The sequence below is a fragment of the Chitinivibrionales bacterium genome (genome assembly GCA_035516255.1).
Classification (GTDB): domain Bacteria; phylum Fibrobacterota; class Chitinivibrionia; order Chitinivibrionales; family FEN-1185; genus FEN-1185.
The window spans coordinates 1-24,562 of sequence record DATJAL010000056.1; the positions used below are offsets into that span (position 1 = coordinate 1).

A 24,562-nucleotide genomic window follows, 5' to 3' on the forward strand; every position below is an offset into this window, starting at 1 on the left:
TATCAGCCAACGGCATTCATTTCACTCTTTCCCGATCTTCAAGCATTAATTATAGGATATTCGATATTTCGGGTCGAGAATTGATGAGTCGCAAAACTTCCATGCTGGGAGCTGGAACCCACAGCATTAAGATCGCCTCCGGCAGTTTTTGTCCAGGTGTTTACATCCTCGACTTCCGCGCTGGCGACATATTCTTTAAAGGAAAATTCAGCATAACGAAATAGGAAGACAGCAGAAAGGGGGTCGAAAGTGCATTAAGAAAGGAGTCTGTATGAAAAGCATAAAGTGTGTTGTGTTGGTCTTGATTTCGTTTTCAGCCGTTTTTTCCGCCGATGTCACCGCGACCATTAAGGTGGCAATTGCGAATCTTCCCCTTAATAGGTTTGTCCATTTGAGATTCGATGTGTTGGGCGGAGAGGGTTATTGGGGCACCAAGGATTCCGTAATCTTCGATACTGCTACTTTCCCAAGTGGGGGTTACCCAACTCCAACTGTAACCATAAATATTACATTTCCGGTCAACATGCCCCAAGCCACGATCAGATGTCAACTCTTTAAATCGGGCTATACTATCTGGACTGTTCAGGGGGATTCGGTTGATTCCGTTGTCGTGAAGAATCCTAATGGCACGTCAAATGGTCTCACATATAGTCCAAGCCAAACAATGGGATTCGAATGTTACTCACTGATGATCTCGAATGCCTTCATTTCCGTTTCGAACAAAGTACAGGTATATCCTACATCGTATTGTGATGTCAAAGGAAGGAAGATTATGGTTAAGCCGCGGAATTTTATTGTCAAAAAAATCCTTGCCAATGGTACCTGTCTGATAACAAAATTTTAGACTCTCGGGTATTGCTTCAAAATACAGTCCGATTCGCTCGGCCTGTAGAGGGTGAATATAGACAGCAAATATTGTATCAAGGCAAGCATACCTGCCAATGCGGCTGTGGCCGTGTAACCACAATTCGTCGTAGACACCACTGCATAGGCATTCCCAAATTCATCTGGAAGCATCGTACTGCCCAACAAGCGCACTACGTCAACCAGTACAATCAACAGGGTCTCATCACGGTAGGCGAGCTATGCAGACGGCTCGGGATCGGGCAGACGATATATTAGCGTTATGAGGACGTGCTTTATAAGGCAGCAAAGCGAAAGGGCAAGATACGAGTATTTACTGCAAGCGATCTTTTTAAAATCCGTACGGCCTTGCTAAGGGTTCCAAGGCTCAAAATAGCGATTCTTCAAAAGAGCCGGTCCAGCCTTCCGCCCGTGACGCCCTATTGAGCCGTATCCATGGAAATATCTACTGGGTCTCGTTTCTGGTGTGCTTGGGGGACTTTCCGGACAGAAGGCACGGCATTCTTGTCTTCTGCCTATGCCTGGGCCATGAATGGCGTTGGTGTTAGCGAAGAGAAAAAGAGGGGAAGTCATTTTATCCAAGGTGTGTGGGATAAAAAGTTAAAGAGCGAATTTCACAATTTGCAGATTTGCAAAGATACAACATATTGCAAGATTGACATATTCTACAATGAAGAGGTTGTAATAAAATCCCAGGAACGACGTTTTCTTTTTGATTGAATTATTTCTTTGGCTATTATTCATCAAAAATACCCCGAAGCTACAATTATAGAAGCGTTCTATTATTATTAATTTTTTTTAGATTTTCCCCCAAAACTTACATATATTTGTATGTAGTACCTCAAGAGGGGGATTTTTAATCATAACCAATGCCGAAGTTTCGTTGATAGCCAAACATTTTCATAGTAAACAATTCTTAACCGATTAAACTAACCAAAATATTCAAAGGGGGGAGACATGGTTACCCAAAAAATTTCTGTGCTCTGCTGCATTCTCTGTTTGACAACGAGCGTGCTGCTGGCGCAGACCGTTGAGAAGTTCAGTGCATCATTCACATTCCCGCTTACCTTGACCGCGGTGCCGGGCAAAGTTGTCGCCCCGGCGGCCATGTCGTTTTTCCATGTAGGGCCCAAGGCCCAAAAGGGAAAAATATTGCTGCAATGGACCGTGAGCGGCTCGGTTCCGTCTGGCTCTATCTGCATTTATTCACTTTCGGGCGCTCTGGTGAAAAAGGTCACCCTTACCTCCAACCACGGGACAATCTATTGTGATCTCCAGAAGGCCTCACCCGGAATCTACTTGGCGTCAATATCGTACGGCACGTTTCAGCAGAACCAGAAATTCGCGTTATACAGATAGGAGGAAACCATGCTTAAAAAAGCCGCAGTAATTTTGCTGGCGGGCATGGGTCTTCTCTCTGCCCAGCCTGCCTCGACCATAGACACCGTGCTCGTGACGCCCGTGTTTCTCAAGCTCGTGAGCACAACCGGCAATGTTTACAAGTACGTGGGCAAAGTCAGTTACGAGCTCGTGGGCTGGTCCAACGACCGGTTCAACGCTTCACTTTCCATTATCCAGGACGGGTCCGGAGCGGTGGTGCCCATCACTTCGGCAAAAGGCGACGGTTATGGCAATTTCAGCTTTGGCGGAATACGGGGTATTTTTTTCACCTGTCAATTTAACGGCGCCCCCACCGGCACCTACAAGGCAAAGGTGAGCGTTGCCGCGTCGCAGAGCGATTCGGCAAAATTCGTTGAAAACCTGATAAACACACTTTCCAACGGCGACAAGCAGACCATTATCAACGGCGGATCCGCCGGCAGCGTGCCCGCGATGGTCTGGCAGGACGGTCCGTACGGCGACCGCGGCGGGTATGCGTATCCGGCCGGCGAGGGCATGGCAGCCACGTTCGATACTGCCCTCGCCGAGGTAGGCGGTTACTACAAGGGACAGGATTTCCGCGGGCTGGGGCACAATGTCATGCTCGGGCCCACCATGAACCTGGTGCGCGACGGCCGTGGCGGCCGGACCTTCGAAAGCTATGGCGAGGACCCGTATGTCAACGGAAAAATGGGCGCGGCGGATTGCCGCGGCTGTACGAAGTCGGGTCTGATGGTCACGGTGAAGCACTTCTGCTGCAACAACGAAGAAAGGGCTCGTGGAGGGTATCCATCGACGGCCAGCGAGCGTTCTTTGCGCGAATTGTACACCTATCATTTCGGCATCGCCGGTTCACAGGGGCCGGCAACGGGTTTCATGACAGCGTACAACAATGTCAACGGCATACACTGTCCGGAAAACAAGCACATTGTCACCGACATTCTCAAGAATGCCTGGGGATCAAAAGGCTTTGTTCTCACCGACTGGGACAACGGCGGCAATCATACCAACGACGCGCTTGCTGGCACGGACCTGCCGACGCCGGACGGGTGGGGCGGCGGCCTGGCGGCAATGGTGCCGGGAACGATCTCCCAGGGCTTTTTCGATGACAAGGCGCGTCGCTGCATCTGGGCGCGTTACATGACGCATTGTTTTGAGCCGGGCTACACCGTCCAGTCGACATACGCCGATTCCATTGACAACGCGACGCATTATGCCTATATGCGTGGCGCAACGCGTGAGTCAATGGTGCTTGTAAAGAACAACAACAACCTCTTGCCGATCGACAGAAATTCGGGACCGGTAACGATTGCCTGCGTGGGGACCTATGCGAACAGTATGCAGTGGTTCATTTCCGCGAGCAGTCTTGTGAACCCGAAGCATCTCACGTCAGCCGCGGCGGCGATAAAGAAGATCGGCGGCAACAACGTCACGGTCACCAGCAATCCGGCGGGTGCCGACTACGCCGTGGTGGCCATCGGGCCAGTTGACAAAGGCGAAGGAAACGACCGGGTGGAGGTGAGTTTGGGCGATTCGACCAACAATCTGGTGAAGCAGACCATGGCCGCGTGTCCGAACACCATCGTGTTCTACTGCGGCGGCAGCTGCGCAGATTCGGGCTACTGGAGCGACGCGCCCGCGATCATCGCGGAGTTCTTCGCCGGCGAAGACCATACGCTCGCCTTCGCGGAGGTCCTGTTCGGCGACTATAATCCCGCCGGGCGCCTGCCGTTCACGTTCCCTGCGGATTCGATCCAGCTTCCCGTGTTTGGCATCGGACTTCCCTGGAACACCTCCGGAGCGACCAAGGACTTTTACGAAGATCCCTGGGAAGGCAGGGGATATCACTATTTCGATTATCATAACATGAAGCCGCTTTTCGCCTTCGGCCGCGGCCTGAGTTACACGACATTCGCATACAGCAACCTGCAGATCTCGCCCAACAGCGGCTATCCCGGCGACACGTTCCACGTGAGCGTTGACGTGAAGAACACGGGAACCCGCGACGGCGATGAAGTGGTGCAGCTCTACCTGCACGACGAGCAGAGCGCGCAGCCGAGGCGCGTGAAGGACCTGCGCGGCTTTTCCAGGGTCCCGATCACCGCGGGCCAGACAAAGACCGTGGACTTCGGCCTTGTCGAGCGCGACTTCGAATACTACGACACCACGCAGAGCGCATGGGTGATCGAGCCCGGCGCCGTGGACGTGCTCGTTGGCGCCGCGTCGGACGACATCAGGCAGACCGGATCGATAATGTTCTATTAAAAAAAATGACCACCGAGATCACGGAGAAGAAAAGATGATTCGAAAAACAGTTTTACGATCCCAGTGTCCTCCGGGTCTCTGCGGCAAATCTTTTTCGAGGTCTAACCATGCATAAGCCAGATAAAAAAGGGGGGAGTATGCGTTGGCGTTTCATTACTGCGGTTCTTCTCGGCGCTTCATTCGCTCTCGGCCAGCCGACAACTCAGATCGACACCGTGCTGGTGACGCCGGTGTTCCTCAAGCTCGTGGATAATTCCGGCGGCATCTACAAGTACAGGGGAAAAGTGTCCTATCGCATCATCGGGTGGGCGTATGACCGGTTCAACGTTTCCGTATCGATTATTAAGGATGGAACCGGTGAAGTCGTACCGCTCACGATGACAATGGGCGACATCGGCCCGCTCACCTGGCAGGGAGAAAAAGGCATCCATTTTGGCTGTCAGTTCAACGGCGCGCCTTCGGGCACCTACAAGGCAAAGATCTCGATTGCCCTGTCGCAGAGCGACACCGCTGTGTTCATCGAAAGCAAGATCGCATCGATGTCCAACGGTGACAAACAGACTATTGTCAACGGCGGGAGCGCGGCAGGCGTCGTGGGCCTCAACTGGCGCGACGGCCCCTACGGCCTCGGCGGCACCTGGTCTTTTCCCACGGGCCTCGCAATGGCCGCCACCTGGGACACTGCCATCATCCAGGAGGGCGGCTATTTCATGGGAATGTGCTTCCGGGGCTTCGACTACAACGTCCAGCTGGGGCCTTCGTGCAATCTTTGCCGCGACAGCCGGGCCGGTCGGACCACGGAATCGTACGGTGAAGACCCCTTTGTAAACGGCAAGGACGCTACCGCATCCGTCAAGGGCGTTATGTGGAGCACCATTCCGACGCTCAAGCACTACTGCTGCAACAACGTTGAGCGCGCGCGGGGATTCTATCCCGTGCACGTTTCGGAGCGGGGGCTTCGCGAGCTGTACACCTACCACTTCGGCATGGCCGCGCATGATGCCGGTTGTGCCGCCATCATGACCGCCTACAATTCCGTAAATGGTTTCCATAATGCGCAGAACCATCACACCCTGACCGACATCCTCAAGAATTTCTGGGGCCTGAAGGGCTTCGTACTCACCGACTGGGACAATGGCGGCACCGGCAATGCTTCCATACTGGCGCTTGCCGGGCTCGACCTGCCCACGCCTGGAACATGGGGCGGCGGCCTTGCTGCATTGGTGCCTGGAACGATTTCGCAGGCATTTTTCGACGATAAAGCGAGGCGCTCGCTGTGGGCGCGGTACAAAACAGGCTGCTTCAATGCCGGATACGCAAGAACAATGTATAAGGATTCCATCAACAGCACGAACATGTACAACTATGCGCGCCGCGTCTCGCGCGAGTGTTATATCCTTCTCAAGAACGACAACAACCTGCTTCCACTTGACAGAAGCAACCCGATGACCATTGCGATGGTGGGGCCCTGGGCCAATCAGATCCGGTGCGGTCCGGTGGGCAGCGCCCAGAACTGTCCCAGCAAGCACTACACCCCGCCCACCCAGGCGGTAAAACAAATCGGCGGCGCAAACATCACGGTCAACAGTGATTACAATAATTGCGACTATGCGATCGTGTGCATCGGGCCCAACGACGAAGGCGAGGGCTTTGACCGAAACGAAGTGTCGCTTCCCGATACGCAGGACCAGTTGGCCGGAAAGGTGCTCGCGGCAAAACCCGGCCATACCATTGTGTGGTATACCGGCGGCAGCACCGCGGACACCGGCAACTGGAACAAGGTCCCGGCCATCATCATGTCGAGTTATCCCGGTGAAGACCATGCCATGGCCCTCGCCGAAGTTCTGTTCGGCGACTACAATCCGGGCGGGAAAGTCCCCCTCACCTTCCCGCTGGACTCGACCCAGCTTCCAAGGTTCGGCGTGAACACTCCGTGGGGCGATACCGGCGATCCATACGAGCCCGTGTGGGAAGGACGGGGATACCCCTATTACGACTACCACCATCTGAAGCCGCTGTTCTGCTTCGGTTACGGACTCAGCTATACCACGTTTGCGTACAGCAACCTCCAAATCAGTCCCAACGGCGGCTATCCGGGCGATACGTTTGCCGTTTCGGTGGACGTCAAGAACACCGGCAGCGTGGTCGGCGACGAGGTGGTGCAACTGTACCTTCACGACGAGCAGAGCGCCCAGCCGAGGCGATACAAAGATCTCCGCGGGTTCAGACGCGTTCCCCTTAACGTCGGAGAGACAAAGACCGTCACTTTTAATCTTGTGGAGCGCGACTTCGAATACTACGACACCACCCAATCGAATTGGGTGATAGAACCGGGGGCGGTTGACGTTCTCGTGGGCTCCTCGTCCCTTGACATAAGGCAACAAGGGACGATAATGTTCTATTGACCGCGCCATCCAGACGGATGTTGAAGACTGAAAGTTGAAAGCAGGAAGAGCGATTCCCTTTCAACTTTCGGTTTTTTAAAGGGTTGTTTTTATTGCCAAGAGATTGTGCAATTACGATTTTCTTGTATTGTCAAACTGCCGAATTAAGACAATCCGATCCTATACAATTCTCCAAAGGGGGGGACTCATGAATCCGGTCAAAAGATTGTTCGGGCTGCTGCTGCTGGCGCTCGTGACGTTTTCCGCGGCGCAGACCGTCGCCATAACGGGGAAAATCACTGACAACAACGGCAGGAACGTTTCCGGCGCCATCGTGAAATTGAAAGCCCTCAAACTCACCGACACCACCGATACGGCGGGAAACTATTCATTTGGCGCTGCCGCGGCAAGAGGCATTCAGCCGTCGCCCGCCGGTCCGGTGCCGTTTTTTTCGGGAAATTTCCTGACCTTTACCGTGGCGAGAGACAACGAGCTCGTCAGGGTTGAAACATTTGACTGCAGGGGCAGGTGCGTCGCCGCGTTCAGCGAAAAGGCCCTGGCCGCAGGTACCTACAGAACGATGCCCTTTCCCGCGGGTTTTTCGTCGCAGATGTATTTCTGCCGGGTGACGGTCGGAAACACCGTGTCACGCCTGATGAAAAATCCGCTTTTCGGCGGTTCCGGCAGAACCGGCTCCGTCATGCAAAAGTCACGTCTTGCCAAGGTCGAAGCCGCGGTCGATACCCTCCTTATCAACCGTGCGGGATATGTCTATACCAAGTACGCCATAGATTCATACACGGGAACCTTTGACGTTGTCGTTACGGTGTCCGTCACGGTGGCTCCCGACGTAGACACCTACCAGGGTATAGACGAGCCCATGTACATCACCGCCAAGGACCCGTATGCAACCGCGGCAACCGTGGACGCCATTGTCACTTCAAAACTCTATCCTGCCCCTGATACCGTGGAGCTCGACAAGGTCGCCGGCATCCCCGGTATGTATGAACAAATGGTGTATTTCATTGCGTGTTCAGCGAAGTCGGGCAAGGACACGATCCTCACCCATGACAACGATTCGATCACGATCACGTATCGTGCCGCGTCTCCATTGACAACCGTTGCAACGGCAAAGGCGATCTGGCTCGCAATGATGCCGAGCGTAAAACCGTCAACGTCGATTTACCTCGGATTGAAAAATCCCATCACCGTCATCGCCGACGACCGCAACATCACCGATCCTTCGATCACCGTTCACATCGCCTCCCACAAAGACACGGTGGGCTTCAACCTGGTGCTGCCCGCGGTTGCCGGATCGCCGGGATCGTATCAGGGTTTTGTCGGCGCATCGCTGACGCAGTCGGTTGCGGGATCGGTGCTCGCGGTGCGGCCGCCCATCGACACGCTGACCACCATCTATCAGAGTTGTGCGCTCAACACCCCGGTTGTCAGCGATGCGCTGCAGGGCACTGCGCTGCTATGGAAGGCAACAAGCGTGTCGATAATGCCGGATTCACTCGGCGTTGGGTACCACGGCACAACGAATGTCATGAACCTGACCGTGGAAAACGACCACATCATTGCCAACTCGTTCAACATCAATGTGAAGAGCAAAAAGGACCCCACGGGCTTTGCTTTTCCCGTGACCGCGCGCGTTGACACCACCTATCTTTTCACCGGGACGGTGGGATTCACGACGGGAGCGTCCTCGGCAACCAACAAGACGATCTCGGTTGCAGGCAATGACACGATCACCGTATGGTATTTCGACCAGATCATGGCCCCGCCCGAAACGTCGAGCGTTTCGGTAACGTGGAGGCCGTGAGGATGATGTCGTTGACCGTTTACAGTTGAAGGTTGACAGAGAAGTGAAGCAACGGGCCGGTTTTCCCGAGTGAAAAGAAACGGAAAATCGGCCCCATTTTTAATTGCTGCAAAAGGTTGCTTATAAGGGAAAATGGGCAACAACACCTTTGATTAATTTCGCAAGGTCCGCAATGACTGCCGAGGAACATTCCGTTTTTTTTTGAGGTTAAAGCGCTATTTTTTTGATAATCTCTTCCAAAATCTCCGCCGCATCCTTCACCAGCTTCAGGCACAGCGTGGTGAAAAGACCTTTCTCCTTTGCCTCCGCATAGCCCTTCTCGGTCCCCAGATCGCAGCCGAGCAGCTCCGTGCAGTTGAGTGAACCGTTTCGCGCGATGAACCGCTTTGCGAACTCCTGCGTCATTGCGTAGGTTTTTTCCTTTGCCGCAAGGTCTTCCGATTGACATCTGCCGTATTTCAGACCGATCACCATGAACGCGCCGGTCACGGCGCCGCAGGTGAGGCCGAGCCGGGAACACCCGCCGCCGAACGCGCAGGAAATCTTGAGCGCGGTTTTCTCGTCGAGGTCGAAGCGCTTGCCAAAGGCGGCGCAGATGGCCTGCGAGCAGGTGAAGGATTTTTTATAAAGGTCAGTTGCGTCTTGTGTTGATGACACGGGTTACTTCCCTGAAGTCAACGCTTTTTTATTGGCGAACGGCTATGGCGTCGAAGCCTATTTTTTCTGCTGCTGCTGTTCCTTCACAATTTTCTTTATTTTTTTTATGATCGTCTTTACCGGCTGCGGCTTGGTTTCGTCCTGCAAAAAGGAGGGAGTGAAGATGCCGTTGACGATCTTGTACTGCCGTTCCACCATCCAGTCGGTAACGCCCGGGGCGACCCTGACCGATTTTGACATGAAAAACAGGAAGGTCTCCTGTTTCGAGGTGTCGATCTCGCACGCCGGGTCTGAGGGAAATTCCATGAAGTCAAAAGTCTTCAGCGTCGAATCCCCCTTGACCACCTTGTCGATTTTTATGGTGAATACCCAGTAATAATAATTGACAAAGTCCCTCGTGAGATACTTGTCGGTCTTCTTTGCGGCCGAGATCTTGCCCAGAAAAATGCAAAGCGACGCGCCCACGACGTCGAAAAGCGGTTCGGTGGGATGGCTGCAGAAGGCGGGCGGGTCAAAAAGAAAAACACAGCACAGGATTGAAATGACAATACGGTTTTTGGCCATGGAAATTCTCCCTGTAAGTAGATCGAATGTGGTGCGAAGATGATTAAAAATACTTTTATTGACGAAGGGCCAGCGATAATTTTGATTGCAGCAGTCTATCGTGATGCAAGGGCCAAACTAAAAAGCCCCCGCTTGATCAGGACGGGGGCTTCGTCATCCGCCGGTTTTCAATGACATTATGGCAGCAGAATTTTCCTGCTTTCGATCATCCCGTTGCCGACCGCCAATTGCGCGACATACACACCCGCTCCGTTCCATGTTCCGCCGTTTTTGTAATTCCAGGTGAACGATATGCCCAAACCGAAATCAGCGAGGCAATGACCTTTGACATCGATAATCCGCAGCGTGCCCTGTTGAGGGCAAGAGAAAACCACGGAGTGCGGCGTCACCGTTACGTGAAAGCGGCCCGACAAGGCGGCGGCGTGCTGACGAACGGCCACGGGCGGGTCAAAGGTGCCGGTCAGTTCCACCTTTCCGGCGCCACGCGTAAACGTGATGCTGTCTCCGACCCTGATGCTCGGATCCGACACCATCGTGGAAAGGTTGACCAGCAATTTGGTGAAGGCCGGGTTCCATACCGCGCTGCCGAGCGCGCCGAACCCGTCGAGCCAGCTGTGGCCGTTTGACAAGGGGAAAATCGAATCGATGTTCAGGGCCGTGACCGTGACGTTGTTCACGGCCTTGTCGAACGAGAGCAGCACGTAATCGTCGTTGTCTATGCCTAACCCCTCGATGTTGTTGTCGCTCGCCACCGCGGAAACGAGCTTGGGAGGGACGGGCGGCACCATCTGGAACGACAGGTTGTCGAACCAGGCCGTTCCGCTGCTGCCGCCGGTGGCCGTGCATTCGAGATACACCTGTGCAGTCATGGCACTGGCGGGGGCGATAAGCGTATCAACAAGGCTTGTCCAGTCATGCGTTCCTGAAAGCTTGCCCACCGTATCGATTGAAAGGTAATTGGTAGGAACCTGGCTGTTGGTCGGGTTCTTTGAATTAAACCACAGCACCATGATCTGGGCCGTCGAAGTGATGACGGCATCGGTCTTGATCCAGCCCGAAACTATGTATGCAGCGCCCGGCATGATCGAGTCGGACACGGTCTGCCACACCGCGCGGGGAAAGGCGACGCCCGGCAGCACCATCTGCTCGCTGTGCGTGCCGCTCTGTGCCTGCGTGGTGACGATCGAGCGGCCGCCGCTGGTGGTCATCTGCCAGCCCAGGCTGTCGTTTTCAAAGCTTGGATTGAGCAGCAGGTTCTGGGCATACAGACTGAAGCAGGCGAAGAGCAGAAACGGTGAGCCGAGTTGGAAAAGGTTTTTTACCATGATTTCCCTCGGGAAAAGGTGTGAGCGAAAAATATCAGCTATGATGTTTAATTATACCACCCAGATATGCCATACGTCAAGGAAGAAAATTATTCGGCAGTGTCCTAATTTGAATTGTGCTAGGTAAGAAAATTGGGCTTCTATCGTTCAGGCCAAATTATTTTCTTGGCCATTTCACTAACTATATCAACCAGAATATCTTTAATCATATTTCCAGTTCCGTTCCCTATCTTCCTTAAAACTGTTTTAAATTTTACCGATTCGAGCATAGAGTGATCCGTGTCTTTAATTATTTCAGGAAGGGTTTTTTAATAATTTCTTTATCTGTTTCATCAATCCGTTCAGCATTAGAAGCTATCTCAATGGCAGTTTCGATCTTGATTTGCGTCCATTTAAAAGGATTGCCACAATTATGGCAGAAGGCAGGGCGAATGTATCCACTAGCAACGCCTATTCTATTTTCTCGAATTGGTTGATTGCGCTTATCACAATTATCCAATGCTGGACAGCCGCACTTTTCGCAGAATTTTTTATTATTGGCAGGATATTGGTTTTTGAGCGAATTTATTATGTGGCCGTTCTCGTATACTAAGGTTTCATCCCATTCAGGACCATTAGAATCAGAATACCTACTTTTTACTATGTTGAACACTGGCATTATTACGCCTCCTTCTTGTAGGTACTTTGAATCTGGATTTAAATGGCAGGTTGAGCAAAATTTTTCATCACCGAATAAAGCTCAATTACTTCTTGTAAACATCCTCCTTTTTCAAATACTCCGTCACGATCAGCGCCGAATCCAGGTTGCTTTTGTCCACTGCCACCGGCTCGCACAGAATCGCGGGCACGTCGATCTTCCCGTTGTTCACCTTGCCGTTGATCATGGCGACGGGCTGTCCGGTCGCCATGGCGAGCGCGGCCTGGATGGCGACGGCGCCGAGCTTGCGCGTGTTTTTGTACACGGTCATGCATTGCGTTCCCTGGATAATCCTCTGTGCCGCGGCGAGCTCCGCGTCCTGGCCCGTGACCGGCACCTTGCCGGCGAGGTGCTGCGCGGAAAGCGCGGCCACGCACGCGCCGGCAATGCCGTCGTTGGGCGCGAGCACGGCGTCGATCTTGTTTTTCCTCGCGGCGAGCGCGGCCGCCAACACCTTTTGCGCCTCATCCGGCCGCCAGTCCTTGATCCACTCGTCGGCCGCGACCGTTATGTCCTTTTTGTCAATGAGCGGCTGGAGGTATTTCATAGCGCCCTGCCTGAACAGCTTCGCGTTGTTGTCGTCCGGCGATCCGGACAGGACCACGTAGGTGCCGCGCGGCACGAGCTTCGTTATGTATTCGCCCTGCTGCTCGCCGACCTTTACATTGTCGAACGAGACGTACAGGTCGACGTCGGCGTCGAGGATCATCCGGTCGTAGGCGATCACCTTCACGCCGGCCTTATGCGCCTTTTCAACGATGGCGGCGGACGCCTTCGCGTCCTGCGGGGCCACCACGAGCACCTTCGCGCCCGCCGCGATGAGGCTGTCGCACTGTGCCGCCTGCTTGGCCGCGTCGTTGTCCGCGACGCTGAGCGTGAAATCAAGCCCTATTTCGCCGCACACCTGTTCCATTTTCACCTTGTCGCGCACCCAGCGCTCTTCGCGCTGCGTGGGGAGCGAAACGCCCACTTTCGGCACAGCCGCGGACTGTTTTTCCTTGCCGCCGCACCCGGCGAGGCCGAAGCAAAGCACGAGTGCGCCGAGCATGACAAAGAGGGAATGTTTTTTCATGGGTCCGTCCTTTGTTGAAAGTGTGGCCAGTCCTCAGGTTTTTCTTTTGCGATGATTATAAAATATAGTTGTGCGTTCCGTTACACAAGCAGCTAATGCCGTTTGTAGTGGTCCGGCTTATTCCGGAATTTGCTTTTTGATCATTCATTGAAAATTACCTTGAGGATTTCTCCGTCGGGTACACCAGCCCCAATTGCGCCCGTATGGCATCCATAGTTTCCACAATTGCGAGCGAATCCTGCAGCGGCATTATTTCGCTTTCAATTTTGCCGTCCCGGATGCAGCGCACCACCTCTTCGGCCTCGTATTCGTAACCGTTTGCCCGAAAGGGAATCGCTATTTTTTCCTTCCCGCCGGCAGTGACCGTGGCTGAAACGGCGCGCCAGAATGCCGGAATGCGGATGGATCCGGCGGTGCCGAAAATGGTTGCCCCGCAGACGGTGTCCAGAACGATGGAGCTTGACAAAAGCGCGCTTTCCCCCTTGTCATATCGGAGGACGGCCGCCATGCTCTCGTCAACGCCGGTCGCGGCGAACGCGGCAGAACCGGCGATGCGTGACGGCGGCTTGCCGAAAATCAAATGGGCGAACGATACCGGATACACGCCCACATCGAGGAGCGAGCCGCCGCCGAGGGCCAGGTCGAAGAGCCGCGATTCCGGGTCGAACTTGGGTCTGAAGCCGAAATCGGCGAAAAGCATACGTACCTCGCCGATAGCTCCGCCGGCAAGCAGTTCACGGATTTTTACGATGACCGGCAGGAACCGCGTCCACATCGCCTCCATGAGGAAAAGGTTTTTCGCTTTTGCAAAGGCGACCATTCCTCCGGCCTCTTTTTTGTTGATGGCAAAGGGCTTTTCACACAGCACCGGCTTTCCGTGATTCAGACACAAAATGCTGTGCTCTTTATGAAAAATATGTGGCGTGGCAACATACACCACATCGATCTCCGGGTCTGCAACCAGAGCTTCATAGCCTTCGTGCCATTTCACCGCGCCATGAGTTTGGCAAAAATCCCTTGCCTTAGCCTCGTTCCGTGACGCAACTCCATGTAATTTCGCTTCGGGAACCGCTTTCAGCGCGGCGGCGAACTTTGCGGCAATGTGGCCGCAGCCGAGGATGCCCCACTGTATCACGCTATTTTTCATTTTTATTATTTGTTAATTGACTGGGACGGTTTTTTTAATGATTGATGGTTATTGCATAGTAACATACTATTTGCCCTTGTTTTCCACACTCTTCCACACTTTTTCGGCCAATGGTTTTATAAACCTTGCGGGTTCCGGATTTTATTCCTTATATTCATCTTCGGATGGGGGATAGCAAGGTAGGGTATGAAAGGCCGTATAGTGTCGTCCCTTTCTTTCAAAAATCATATTTCATTACATTCCGGACTATTTTCATTCACCATCAGTCAACTGAATGCCTTTCTGCTTGTCGTCTGCATTTCCGTTGTGCCTCTATGGGCCGCTAAAATCCACCAGTGGCTCCTTGACGATGCGGCGGGAACGGTCGTTGTTGACACCATAGGAAATTCAAACGGCGTCGCCTCGGGCGGCCCGCTCTTCGGCCAGCCCGGACCCAACGCCGCCGCTTTACCGCGCGCCATGTATTTCGACGGCGTTGACGACGGCGTTTCGGTGAGCGGACTGCCGGGCTTCAACACCTTCACCGTTTCATTCTGGATGAAACCCGGGGCAAGCGGCGGCTGTCCCGTTGCCCGGTCGAATTTTAACAACCCCTGGAGCCTTCAGCTCGCCTCAAACAGCAACGCCGCGTATGCGACGCTCACCTGCTGGATCAACGATTTCACCACGCAGACGCAGCATTTCAGTCAATCCGTACCGCTTGATCAATGGGTACAGGTGGCGTTCGTTCTTAACAAATCAAAAGACAGCCTCTGGCTCTACGTGAACGGGGCGCCTGCCGGGAAGGACGGCGGGCTCGCCAATTACGGCGACAACGGGTCGCAGCCCCTGTTTTTCGGCCGGCGCGCGGACGGCGCGTATTACCAGGGCTGGCTCGCCGGCGTGTCGCTCTGGGACAGCGCGCTCACCGGCGAGCAGGTCATGTCCGTTTATGTCAATGAGAGCGGCCGCGTTTCAGGGCAGTATCCGGAAAACCTTTCATTTCTCTCGCCCGGCAACCCGCGGCTTTCCTGGCTGGCGAGTCCCGGCGCAATCAGCCATGACCTGTATCTGGGCACCGACGAGGCGGCGGTGACTTCTGCGACAACCGGCTCGGCCTCCTTTAAAGGATCGCTTGCGGCCCCGTCATACACGGCATCCCTGACCCTCAACGCCACCTACTACTGGCGGGTGGACGAGGTGTTCCCGGGCAGCGTGCGGGTCACGGGCGATGTATTGTCATTTGTCTATTGCAATCCGGCCGACCTTTTCCGCTCATGGGGAACCGAGGCGCTCAACGAACTCAATTCGGGTTTCAAGCGGGCGGACAATCTGTATGCCGGGAGCGTCAAGAGCGGGGTGCAGGGCGACGTGGCGTTCGTGTGGGGGCAGGCCGTGACCTGGATGGCGCTCAACGCAACCGCTTCCTGGGACGACACGTCCTACCGCCAGTCCACCTGGAAAACGTTCTGGCCCGCGTTCAAAAACCGGTACCGGTATTTTTACAACAACCTCTGGGCGTACAATGCCTACTCGAACCAGACCGGCACCGCCGACCGTTACCTTGACGACAACGGGCACATCATCGTCGCGCTCATGGAACTGTATAATTTGACAAAGGACACCGCGCTGGTCAACGAGGCGGAGACGGTCATGCAGTTCGAGATGCATTACGAGAACAACGCGCCGGGTTTCGGCGGCATGCCGTGGCACGAGAACATGCCGGGGGCGAGCCAGAACCAGACACTCAACGGCGTGGCGAGCACGCTCGCCACGCAGGCCGCGCTCATGGTGTATCAGGTCACCAAGAAACAGGTCTACCTCGATTTCGCGCGCGGCGTGTACGATTACCTTCATGCCCACGGCATGGTGCGTCCCGACGGCATTGTCTATGAAAGTATGGCGCCCGATTTCACCATTAACAAAGGGTTTCTCTCCTATGTCACCGACTACTTTCTCGAATCAGACCTGATATTCTTCCGCGTTTACAACGATTCATCGTACCTGGACATGGCGCGCAAAAGGGCCGACGCGATTTACACCGAAAGAATCGACAAGGCAACGGGAGCGCTGGGCGAAACAGGACAGTGGGGCGGATACTCGCATGTCCGCGCATTGCACAGCCTGTATTCAATTGATCCCGATCCAAAATGGCGGAACCACCTGTTCGGCATCCTCAACTATCTGCACGGCCACACGCGCGACAACGGTTGGTACGGCGAGCGCTGGGACATGACGTATGCCGGGCTGGACACGGCGCAACTGGACATTCTGTGGCAGGCCGCGCCGGTCATCGGTTACATGCACGGCGCCGATTCCGCATTATGGAGCAGGCAGGAAAATTTTACGGAGGTGCAAAATCATCCTTCGATACACTATTCATCGGTAAAAAAAAGCGGAGGGCCAATATATCTTTACAATATTCTTGGAAGAAAAGTTGGCGAAGCCCAATCGGTGAGAGACATGTTGTTCAATCGGACCCTCGGCCGCGGGATTTACATCATGCGGCAAAAAAATATGCCGGTTGCGAAAACGGAAGTGATTTTTCGTTAAGGGAATTGCAGCATGTCACTTAATAAATTCATTGCAGCACTTGCATCGGCGGCCATGGCTTTGTCGGGCATAATACACTCCGATGCCGCCACCATCACCTGGGCGGGCCACACCTGGAACGTGACCACGGGCGGCATGGCCGGCGGCAACACGGGCTCGGCGGGCAACGTCGCGGTCGACACAAACAACTGGCTGCACCTGAAAATCTCGCAGTCGGCCGGCGCATGGACCTGCGCGGAGTTGTTTTCAGCCGACAACATGGGGTTCGGCGCCTATCGCTGGCAGGTGGAAGGGCCTGTTGACAAAATGGACAAAAACGTCGTTCTGGGCCTGTTCCCCTACGGTCCGCAAGGCGGCGTCGGGGCCGACGGCACCAACGAGATCGATATCGAGTACGCGCGCTGGGGAAACGCGGCCTGGCCAAACGGCGATTATACCGTATATCCGAATTCCGGCACGACCGTGGGCGAAACCACGTTCAATTTTTCATTGAACGGCACCTACACCACTTCGTCGTTCGTATGGACAAGCTCGGGCATCGCGTTTGCAAGCCAGGAAGGCCTGAGGGCCGCCGGAGACACCGCCGGAACAATCAAACGCTGGACCTATGCGCCGGCAACCCCTTCGGTCAACATTCCCCAGCGGGCAATGCCCCTCGGCATGAACCTGTGGCTCTGCTCCGGATGCGGCGGCTCGCCGAGCAACGGGCAGCCCGTCGAGATAATCGTCCGCAGTTTTGAATTCATCCCGGCCGGTACTTTGTCAAGTGTCGCGCAGCAGAAAAAGCCTGAAGTCGGAAGGCATGTCGGAATAGCAAGATGCGGCGGCAGGCTTTTCTTCAGATTTGACAAGGCATTTGAACGGGACGTTTCAATGCGGATTGTTGACATGCGCGGGCGCGTTGTCTGCGGTATTTATATTCCGGCAAATGCGCAAATGGCAAGGCTGCCTGAATTGATCCCGGGAATTTATGCAATAGAGCTTGGACAAGGCATGTTGACGCGTAAGACATTTATAATTTATTGATGATGCGAAAGCTCGAAGAACTTATTGGAAGTTGACGGGCAGTGTGGAATATACAATGCCAAAAAGATGGAAAATATAATATCTTATTGTTCATGTCGAAACGACGTCGTTAGTATTAACTAATTGATAATGAAAGATATATCACCAACAAGCCAAGCCAATTACGCTAATATGCTGTGGAAAAATAAGTTCCACATTTTATTATTTTCATATTGTTTCCCGCCGCTGCATTTTTTATTTATATCCTATCAATAAAATGCTTGTGTTCCGTCCTTAATTCTTCAAAGCAGCGCGTCCCATGAAATCCCTTTTTGAATATCTCGAGTACCGTGAGTATCTCAAGGACCACTACGAGTTCAACAAGCAGCGATACCCGTTTTTCTCCTATCGCTACATTGCCGGCAAGACGGGCCTTGACGCCAGCTTTTACGTGAAGGTGCTGCAGAAACAGCTGCACATCTCGGACAAGGCCGTTGTGGCGCTTGCTGCGTTCCTCAAGCTTAACAAAAAGGAAACCGAATATTTCAGGCTCCTTGTCCGGTTCAACCGGGTGAAGCAGCAGGACAAGAGCAAACAGTATTTCGAAAAGCTCATAGAGCTGCGCGAACCGAGGATCAACACCCTTGACAGCGCGAAATACGAGTTCTTTAACAAATGGTACTATATTGCGATCAGGGAACTTCTCAACTGTTACCGCTTTTCGGGCGATTACAGGGAGCTGGCCGCGAAACTCAACCCGCCGATAAGCGTGCCCGACGCCAAACGCGCCGTGGAGCTGCTCGAACGGCTCTCGCTCATAAAAAAAGGCAGCGACGGCGTGTACCGCCTCGCCGACCAGTTCGTGACCACTGGCGAATCGTGGAACTCCATCGCCATCGAGAATTTCCAGAAACAGGCGATCGCGCTCGCGGGCGAGTCCATCGCGAGGATCCCCAAGGCCCTTCGCGAAACCTCGACCGTCACCGTGAGCATTTCACGGAAGGGCTTCGAGGCCATGAAGGAGCGTCTCAAGGAGGTACGCAAGGAGCTGCTCGAGATTGCCCGGCTCGATGAAAACCCGGACGGCGTGTATCATGTCAATTTCCAGGTTTTTCCGCTTACCGCGCGGGGCAGGGGAGAAGAATCTCCATGAGGAAGCTCCTGCGCCCCTTGCTTGCCGGATGCGCGGCGCTGCTGATCGCGTCGTGCTCCTCAATGACGCCGGTTGCGGACGGCTCGGGCACCGAAACGACCACGGGATACACCGCGCTTGCGGTGTATGCCGACGGATCGCGCGCGGTCGGCGCGGCGGTGCACCTGCGGCCCGCGGATTATTTCAAGCCCGTCGATACGTCGGACAAGTGCGCGCGCTGCCTTGACACGGTCACGGACAATACGGGAAGGCTCAAATTGGCCGCCATCGATTCGGGGAATTATGTCATAGAGATAAACGACAACGAAGGATGGGCGGTGGCCGTTCAATGCGAAATCGGGCTGCCGGACTCGATGCGCGATCTCGGTACGTGGACCCTAAAACCGTATGCAAGGATTTCCGGGAAACTCGACGCCGCGCCGATAAACGGCAACCGGTATGTCGCGGTGCGGGGGCTGGACCGTCTCACCCTTGCCGGCCCTGACGGCGCATTCTCAATCTACGACATGCCGGAGGGGCTGTATGAATTGCGGGTTTTTTCAAGCAGCCCGGCCGATCCGCAGAATGTTCTTGACAATATAGAAACATTCTCCGGCAGCGCGTTTGCGGTCCATTTTCCGGCGCAGTGGAAATACTCCCGGCTTGCCTTTTTGAAAACGACCGCGGGCGGGGCGGCCGTCTCCGGCGACGTGACCGGCTTTCCCGTGCTCTTCCGTCTCAGCGCTTCCAATTTCGATTTCAGCCTTGCCGCCGATTCCGGCCGCGACCTCCGGTTTGCCAAGACCGACGGCACGGCGCTGCCCGCCGAGATCGAGCGGTTCAGCAGGGCGAAGAGCGTCGCGGAAATCTGGGTGAGGGCCGACACCGTTTACGGCAGCGACAGCGGCCAGGCAATCGTCATGTCGTGGGGGAATCCCGCCGCGTCGATGAGCTCCAGCGGGCCCGCGGTGTTCGGCGCCGCAAACGGGTTCGAGGCGGTATGGCACCTGAACGCCGGTTGCGTTGACGCAACGGGAAACGGCCACGACGGAACGGACTTCGGCGCATCGGATGCCGCGGGCCTCATCGGCGGATGCAAACATTTCGGCGGCATGGATTCCCTTCGTGTCAACGGGCTTCTGGGATCGCCCGCCGTCGTTACGCTCAGCGCATGGGTGCGGTCGGCGGCCGCCGACACTTCGGGCTACGAGGTGCTGTCGCTCGGCGGAAACGTCATTCTGCGGCTCGACGTCAAGCAGAGCCTGTTTGCGACGGGATTGTATCAGGTTCACTGTGCCGATTCGTCGGCAACGGCCTGGAGCTTGATACAGACGGCCGGTTCGCTCCCCGACCAATGGCATTACCTGAGCTTTTCCCTTGACGCAATCAACCACGTGCAGTCAGTTTCCCTGGACGGCAACGCGGCCGCGGTGCATTACGACACCAGCGCCGTGCTGTATTCGGGGCTCGGGACCAACACGTTCATCGGGTCCGGCGCCGTCGGCGCGGGCGTGAAGAATTTTGTCGGGGAAATCGACGAGGCCCGGGTGTGTACGGTGGCGCGCTCCGATGACTGGAACAAACTCTGCTACATGAACCAGAAACCCGTCGACGCGCTGGTGTCCTTCAAATGACTCTTCACCTTATACAAAGGAGAACAGTATGATCTTAACGCAACGGAACGCGGCCGCGCTTTGCGCGGCGCTTGCCTGCCTCGCATTGGCGCCGGGCGCCTCCCGCGCGCAGACCTGGGACACCCTTCACAAGTCGGAATATTCGGTGTGGGTCACGCCGGACTACAACCTTGCCGCGTGCAACACCTACAAGAACAACATCGACTCGGTGGCGGCCGAGCTCGACAAGGCCATACCGTCCATCGTGCAGGACCTGGGGATCGGGCCGCCGCAGAAGCCCCAGCACGTGCAGATCGACTCTGGCTGCGGCGTGGGCTGCTTCAGCGGGTGGTCGGGCGGCGGCGACGTGGGCTACGCGCTGAGCGATTTCTACGGCCGGCCGCAGATCGGCGACGGGCTGCGGTGGATACGCGGCGTGATCATCGGCGAGGTGATCAACTCGACCACGGGCGCGGTGAGCGGCGACTGGCCGCGCGACTGGTGGTGCGACGACGTGTGGTATTTTCCCGGCTTCATGGCGGGCGAGCTGCTCAAGCAGTCGGTGGACACAGCGTTCGGAAATTATTGGTTGACAAGCGAGAAATACCCGACGTATCCGGTGTACAACACCTTCAAGGGCCTGCTGACGCAGCTGGGCTGGGCCTATTACAAGAACTTCTTCGCAACCGTGCTTGCCGATTCCATGCATTGGGACCAGGTCGGCCCCAACCCGTCCAAAATCAAGACGGATTACGTGATCGCGTACATGAGCCTTGCCGCAGGAAGGAACCTGGCCCCTGACTTCATCACCGACAAAGTGGCGAACGTGGATTCCGTTGAAGTCGCCGCCATCATGAGCGTCGAACAGGGGCTCGTGGCCGCCACAAAAAGCAGGCTCAATGTTGCGACGGCGTGGGCCGATTTCAGGAAGGGAGACTATGCCTCGGCAAAAGCCATTCTAGATCAGCTTGGCGTCGCTGTCCGTTATGCGGTCTCACGCGCGGAGCAGGCTGCCGGTTTCGGCGTTCCGCGTGAAATGACGGTCTATTCGCTTGCCGGACAAAAACTCTATTGCGGTATTGTCAAGGACATTTCCAAGATAACAAGGATCACGCGGCAGAGCGTTATCGTCTGTTATCAATATAACAATGAAACGGTGTTCATAAAGAAAGCGTTCTTGACACGATAGGAAGACTTGATGTGCCTCAGTCCGCCCGCAGCACGCACCGGAAGCCGATGAAGTCGTGCGGCGGCTGGAACTTTCCGGGAAACGGGGCGAAGTAATACCGGAAGCCGGCGCTCAGGACGGGCAGGTAATAAATATACCAGCAACCGCCGCGCGCGACGCGGTAATCGCCCGGCAACGGGCCGGCGGGATCGGTCGCGGCTGCCGTGTCGTAGGGGCCGTACCAGTCGTTGCACCATTCCCACAGGTCGCCCGCCATGTCGTAGAGGCCGAAGCGATTCGGCAGCTTTTGCGCGACCGGGTGCATGGTTGACTGGCTGTTCGCGTAGTACCAGCAGTAGTTTCCGTCCACCGTGTCGCCCCAGTAATAATCGGACGTGGACCCCGCGCGGTACGCGTATTCGTATTCCGCCTCGGTGGGGAGGCGGTATCCCTTTCTGTCAAGGTGTATCCCAAGGGCGCCCAGCGAACCGCAGCCGGCGCCGGAAATGACGGATATTGACGAAAAGGAATACACCGTGTCCAGGCCGGCCGCCCTGCTCCTGGCGTTGCAGAACAGCGCGGCATCGAACCAGGTCACGGTTTCAACGGGCAAGTCGGGGCTTCCCGTGAAATAGGAGGGATTTTCCTTCATAAGCGCCTGGTATGCCTGTTGTGTCACCGGCGTGGTGTCCATGTAGAAAGTAGAAACGGTCACCGCGTGAATGGGCTCGGCGATCCCCGCTTCACCCATGAGAAATGCGCCACCCCGAATAAGGCGCATGCCGTCAAGGGGATCCGCGGCATGACCGGCGGGGAAGGGCTCGGTCCCGCAGCCGGAAAGAACGATTCCCAGTGCGGATAATGCCAATGCGATGAGGAATGAAGCTTTCATAAAAGTCTGACGATGGTTGATTGTTTAAAAAATACTTTATCGGAATAAAGCTGTTTTATCAAGTTTGATATAAGGATCCCCGCATGAGAGAAATTATCAAATCAAATATGCGATCCGGTTTGGTGGCCCTGGTTTTTGCCGCCGCTGTTCATGGCCTGGCCACGGCGTCGGGCCGGGTGCGCTGCGTCACGGGGTTCCCATAAAAGGCGCCCTGGTGAAGCTGGTCACCCTTAACTTGACAACAACGACCGACGACTCCGGAAACTACGGTTTTTCCTCTGTAAATGCCCGGTCTTTTTCCCCTCATAGTGATCATCCGGGATATTCCATCTTTGCAAAGGGCTCCCGGATCAATCTTGTCGTTACTGAACCAAAAAAATTAACTTGGAGTTTTTTGATCTTGCCGGTCGGAGGGCGGGAATCATGCTCGAAGGCGTCCTTTCTCCCGGAAGACACCCCAATGTACGTTTATTATGGAAGCCGCTGTTCACTGTCGATTGCGTCCGGAGATTCATTGGTCTTGACAATGGTGACCGTTGGATCTTGCATTGGCTGCACCATGGTTAAAGCGGGCGGCTATGCCGATCAGTGTATTCTCAAGACGATGTTTGTTCCGAACAGTGGAGCAAGGGATTCAATGGTACTCATCGGGCCAAGAGTCAGCGGGGGAACTAAATACAAAGTGCATTCTCGTTTGCCTATGCTCGATAAAGATGCCGGGCCGATGAAACTATATGATTTGTCCGGGCGGTGCATTGACAAAATGAAAGTCAGGAGAACTGGAGTATATATCGCGACCTATGGACCGCAGGGGGTTTTGTCAAAAAAGCTGATGATTCGTGATTAATGGCCTCGGAAAGGCATGATCATCATCGAGCCATTCGTCGGGTCCACCATCAAAATAGCCGTTAGCAGATGACACCGTTGACTCAGATCGACGGCCGCTAACCCGGAGGCCATCCCAGTTCCCGTCCCGCGAGGATGTGCGCGTGCAGGTGCGGCACGAGCTGGCCCGCGTGCTCGCCCGAGTTGATCACAATCCGGTACCCGCCCGCAACAAGCCCTTCCTTCTTCACGGCCTTTCCAATGGCTTCCATCAGGTTTTTCAACACATCGGTTTTTTTTTCAGGCACGTCTTGGATCGTTTGAAAATGCTCCTTGGGCACGGCGATCAGGTGCGTGGGCGCCACGGGGTTGATGTCCTTGAAGATGAGGGCGTGCTCGTCCTCGTACACTTTACTCGACGGAATCTGGCCCGTGATGATTTTGCAGAAAATGCAGTCAGGCATAGGTTTAGTCTCCTTTTTTTTGTTTATTAATGATAATGGCGCCTGCCGGTCGCGGCACCGGTTCTCCCTCCGGTCTCGCCTTCGGCTCGGGCCGCCGCGGCGGCGAAGTTCTTGTTAGTCAAGTTACTCCGCCGGCGCCGACCGGGCAGCCAACATCTTAATAACAAAATAAATGTTTGCGGCAATGACGCTTGATGATAAAAGGCGTTTTACCTAGTGCCCTTATAATATCTCTTCGTTCCGCCGTGTAAACTCACTATCACCACTGCCGGTCAACAGCCACCCGAATGATCGGCGGCCAAGGGAGTGCCGGCGCCAAAAAGGGGGTGTGCCCCCGGATCACCGCCGCGTCCCGCTTGAAAATATCATATTGACATAAGGGATGCGGCGGAGGCCGGGGGACTACCTGTTGCCTTTCGTGCCTGAAGGCACCTATAGAATCCAGACCGCTGTTGTAGGGCCAGATTCGGTTTTGCGGAGCAACACGGTGTCCGTTGTCGTCGCAAAAGGCACGGTGTCAAGGGCCGACACGCTTACAGTCCAATAAAAGGATGCATAGAGGGAAGAGGGCCTGCGTCCAGAATGGTAAGATATTTATCCCTTCCCGATAATGGACCTGACTCCTTAAAATGGACACTCGTTTAGGCACATTGGTTCAACTTTACAGACTCAAATATACGGGGCGGCATGCCGATCGCCGTATGGATTCTCTGGCCATTATACACATGCTCAATATACTCAAACAATTCTC

21 protein-coding genes are annotated in these 24,562 nt (G+C 54.9%); 13 read left to right on the forward strand and 8 right to left on the reverse strand.

Going from position 1 to position 24,562, the window contains the following annotated elements; genetic code table 11:
* The 7 genes from VLX68_17195 to VLX68_17225 all read left to right on the forward strand — a co-directional run.
* The coding region (locus tag VLX68_17195) for a T9SS type A sorting domain-containing protein (protein HUI93979.1) at window positions 1–224 on the forward strand (224 nt) is incomplete at its 5' end.
* A 47-nt stretch (window positions 225–271) separates the two neighbouring features.
* Window positions 272–844, forward strand: a complete 573-nt coding sequence (locus tag VLX68_17200; protein HUI93980.1) for a hypothetical protein — start codon at window positions 272–274, stop codon at window positions 842–844.
* A 455-nt stretch (window positions 845–1,299) separates the two neighbouring features.
* Window positions 1,300–1,584, forward strand: coding sequence for a hypothetical protein (locus tag VLX68_17205; protein ID HUI93981.1), 285 nt, complete (start codon window positions 1,300–1,302; stop codon window positions 1,582–1,584).
* 237 nt (window positions 1,585–1,821) lie between these two features.
* Entirely contained in the window at window positions 1,822–2,223 is a 402-nt protein-coding gene (locus VLX68_17210) for a T9SS type A sorting domain-containing protein (GenBank protein ID HUI93982.1), read from the forward strand.
* 9 nt (window positions 2,224–2,232) lie between these two features.
* On the forward strand, window positions 2,233–4,509 hold the full coding sequence (locus tag VLX68_17215) for a glycoside hydrolase family 3 C-terminal domain-containing protein (protein HUI93983.1): 2,277 nt from the start codon (window positions 2,233–2,235) through the stop codon (window positions 4,507–4,509).
* A 137-nt stretch (window positions 4,510–4,646) separates the two neighbouring features.
* Window positions 4,647–6,914, forward strand: coding sequence for a glycoside hydrolase family 3 C-terminal domain-containing protein (locus VLX68_17220; protein HUI93984.1), 2,268 nt, complete (start codon window positions 4,647–4,649; stop codon window positions 6,912–6,914).
* Window positions 6,915–7,101: 187 nt separating this feature from the next.
* Window positions 7,102–8,718: a hypothetical protein gene (locus tag VLX68_17225; GenBank protein HUI93985.1), complete on the forward strand. Its 1,617-nt coding sequence runs from the start codon at window positions 7,102–7,104 to the stop codon at window positions 8,716–8,718.
* 207 nt (window positions 8,719–8,925) lie between these two features.
* On the opposite strand, the gene VLX68_17230 is transcribed toward VLX68_17225, so the two are convergent.
* From VLX68_17230 to VLX68_17255, 6 genes are all read right to left on the reverse strand, one after another.
* The gene (locus VLX68_17230) at window positions 8,926–9,375 is read right to left on the reverse strand and encodes a C-GCAxxG-C-C family protein (protein HUI93986.1); all 450 of its coding nucleotides are present in this window, start codon (window positions 9,373–9,375) and stop codon (window positions 8,926–8,928) included.
* Window positions 9,376–9,432: 57 nt separating this feature from the next.
* Entirely contained in the window at window positions 9,433–9,939 is a 507-nt protein-coding gene (locus VLX68_17235) for a hypothetical protein (protein ID HUI93987.1), read from the reverse strand.
* Window positions 9,940–10,115: 176 nt separating this feature from the next.
* Window positions 10,116–11,264 carry a hypothetical protein gene (locus tag VLX68_17240; GenBank protein ID HUI93988.1) on the reverse strand — a complete coding sequence of 383 codons (1,149 nt, stop codon included), beginning with the start codon at window positions 11,262–11,264 and terminating at the stop codon, window positions 10,116–10,118.
* Window positions 11,265–11,553: 289 nt separating this feature from the next.
* Entirely contained in the window at window positions 11,554–11,922 is a 369-nt protein-coding gene (locus VLX68_17245; GenBank protein ID HUI93989.1) for a DUF2321 domain-containing protein, read from the reverse strand.
* Between the two features lie 85 nt (window positions 11,923–12,007).
* Window positions 12,008–13,033 carry a substrate-binding domain-containing protein gene (locus VLX68_17250; GenBank protein ID HUI93990.1) on the reverse strand — a complete coding sequence of 342 codons (1,026 nt, stop codon included), beginning with the start codon at window positions 13,031–13,033 and terminating at the stop codon, window positions 12,008–12,010.
* Between the two features lie 154 nt (window positions 13,034–13,187).
* Window positions 13,188–14,180, reverse strand: coding sequence for a Gfo/Idh/MocA family oxidoreductase (locus VLX68_17255; protein ID HUI93991.1), 993 nt, complete (start codon window positions 14,178–14,180; stop codon window positions 13,188–13,190).
* 186 nt (window positions 14,181–14,366) lie between these two features.
* Here VLX68_17255 and VLX68_17260 point away from each other — a divergent pair, with 186 nt between their 5' ends.
* The 5 genes from VLX68_17260 (at window position 14,367) to VLX68_17280 (ending at window position 21,651) form a co-directional block, all read left to right on the forward strand.
* Entirely contained in the window at window positions 14,367–16,712 is a 2,346-nt protein-coding gene (locus tag VLX68_17260; GenBank protein ID HUI93992.1) for a LamG-like jellyroll fold domain-containing protein, read from the forward strand.
* A 12-nt stretch (window positions 16,713–16,724) separates the two neighbouring features.
* Complete coding sequence (locus VLX68_17265) at window positions 16,725–17,738, forward strand: glycoside hydrolase family 16 protein (GenBank protein ID HUI93993.1); 1,014 nt, start codon at window positions 16,725–16,727, stop codon at window positions 17,736–17,738.
* Between the two features lie 298 nt (window positions 17,739–18,036).
* Entirely contained in the window at window positions 18,037–18,870 is an 834-nt protein-coding gene (locus VLX68_17270) for a TIGR02147 family protein (GenBank protein HUI93994.1), read from the forward strand.
* Window positions 18,867–20,483, forward strand: coding sequence for a DUF2341 domain-containing protein (locus tag VLX68_17275; GenBank protein ID HUI93995.1), 1,617 nt, complete (start codon window positions 18,867–18,869; stop codon window positions 20,481–20,483). Before VLX68_17270 ends, VLX68_17275 begins: the two co-directional genes overlap by 4 nt.
* Before the next feature lie 28 nt (window positions 20,484–20,511).
* On the forward strand, window positions 20,512–21,651 hold the full coding sequence (locus VLX68_17280) for a hypothetical protein (GenBank protein HUI93996.1): 1,140 nt from the start codon (window positions 20,512–20,514) through the stop codon (window positions 21,649–21,651).
* 16 nt (window positions 21,652–21,667) lie between these two features.
* On the opposite strand, the gene VLX68_17285 is transcribed toward VLX68_17280, so the two are convergent.
* Complete coding sequence (locus VLX68_17285; protein HUI93997.1) at window positions 21,668–22,522, reverse strand: SUMF1/EgtB/PvdO family nonheme iron enzyme; 855 nt, start codon at window positions 22,520–22,522, stop codon at window positions 21,668–21,670.
* Between the two features lie 214 nt (window positions 22,523–22,736).
* On the opposite strand from VLX68_17285, the gene VLX68_17290 reads away from it, so the two are divergent.
* The gene (locus tag VLX68_17290) at window positions 22,737–23,369 is read left to right on the forward strand and encodes a hypothetical protein (GenBank protein HUI93998.1); all 633 of its coding nucleotides are present in this window, start codon (window positions 22,737–22,739) and stop codon (window positions 23,367–23,369) included.
* A 97-nt stretch (window positions 23,370–23,466) separates the two neighbouring features.
* Here VLX68_17290 and VLX68_17295 read toward each other — a convergent pair whose 3' ends face one another.
* Window positions 23,467–23,811 carry a histidine triad nucleotide-binding protein gene (locus VLX68_17295; GenBank protein HUI93999.1) on the reverse strand — a complete coding sequence of 115 codons (345 nt, stop codon included), beginning with the start codon at window positions 23,809–23,811 and terminating at the stop codon, window positions 23,467–23,469.
* Window positions 23,812–24,562 lie beyond the last annotated feature (751 nt).

Coding starts and splice junctions, on each gene's coding strand:
- VLX68_17295 (HUI93999.1), bottom strand. CDS start 23,811: ATGCCTGACTGCATTTTCTGCAAAATCATCACGGGCCAGATTCCGTCG.
- VLX68_17270 (HUI93994.1), top strand. CDS start 18,037: ATGAAATCCCTTTTTGAATATCTCGAGTACCGTGAGTATCTCAAGGAC.
- VLX68_17275 (HUI93995.1), top strand. CDS start 18,867: ATGAGGAAGCTCCTGCGCCCCTTGCTTGCCGGATGCGCGGCGCTGCTG.
- VLX68_17225 (HUI93985.1), top strand. CDS start 7,102: ATGAATCCGGTCAAAAGATTGTTCGGGCTGCTGCTGCTGGCGCTCGTG.
- VLX68_17235 (HUI93987.1), bottom strand. CDS start 9,939: ATGGCCAAAAACCGTATTGTCATTTCAATCCTGTGCTGTGTTTTTCTT.
- VLX68_17220 (HUI93984.1), top strand. CDS start 4,647: ATGCGTTGGCGTTTCATTACTGCGGTTCTTCTCGGCGCTTCATTCGCT.
- VLX68_17255 (HUI93991.1), bottom strand. CDS start 14,180: ATGAAAAATAGCGTGATACAGTGGGGCATCCTCGGCTGCGGCCACATT.
- VLX68_17200 (HUI93980.1), top strand. CDS start 272: ATGAAAAGCATAAAGTGTGTTGTGTTGGTCTTGATTTCGTTTTCAGCC.
- VLX68_17215 (HUI93983.1), top strand. CDS start 2,233: ATGCTTAAAAAAGCCGCAGTAATTTTGCTGGCGGGCATGGGTCTTCTC.
- VLX68_17265 (HUI93993.1), top strand. CDS start 16,725: ATGTCACTTAATAAATTCATTGCAGCACTTGCATCGGCGGCCATGGCT.
- VLX68_17260 (HUI93992.1), top strand. CDS start 14,367: ATGAAAGGCCGTATAGTGTCGTCCCTTTCTTTCAAAAATCATATTTCA.
- VLX68_17205 (HUI93981.1), top strand. CDS start 1,300: ATGGAAATATCTACTGGGTCTCGTTTCTGGTGTGCTTGGGGGACTTTC.
- VLX68_17240 (HUI93988.1), bottom strand. CDS start 11,264: ATGGTAAAAAACCTTTTCCAACTCGGCTCACCGTTTCTGCTCTTCGCC.
- VLX68_17280 (HUI93996.1), top strand. CDS start 20,512: ATGATCTTAACGCAACGGAACGCGGCCGCGCTTTGCGCGGCGCTTGCC.
- VLX68_17250 (HUI93990.1), bottom strand. CDS start 13,033: ATGAAAAAACATTCCCTCTTTGTCATGCTCGGCGCACTCGTGCTTTGC.
- VLX68_17210 (HUI93982.1), top strand. CDS start 1,822: ATGGTTACCCAAAAAATTTCTGTGCTCTGCTGCATTCTCTGTTTGACA.
- VLX68_17285 (HUI93997.1), bottom strand. CDS start 22,522: ATGAAAGCTTCATTCCTCATCGCATTGGCATTATCCGCACTGGGAATC.
- VLX68_17245 (HUI93989.1), bottom strand. CDS start 11,922: ATGCCAGTGTTCAACATAGTAAAAAGTAGGTATTCTGATTCTAATGGT.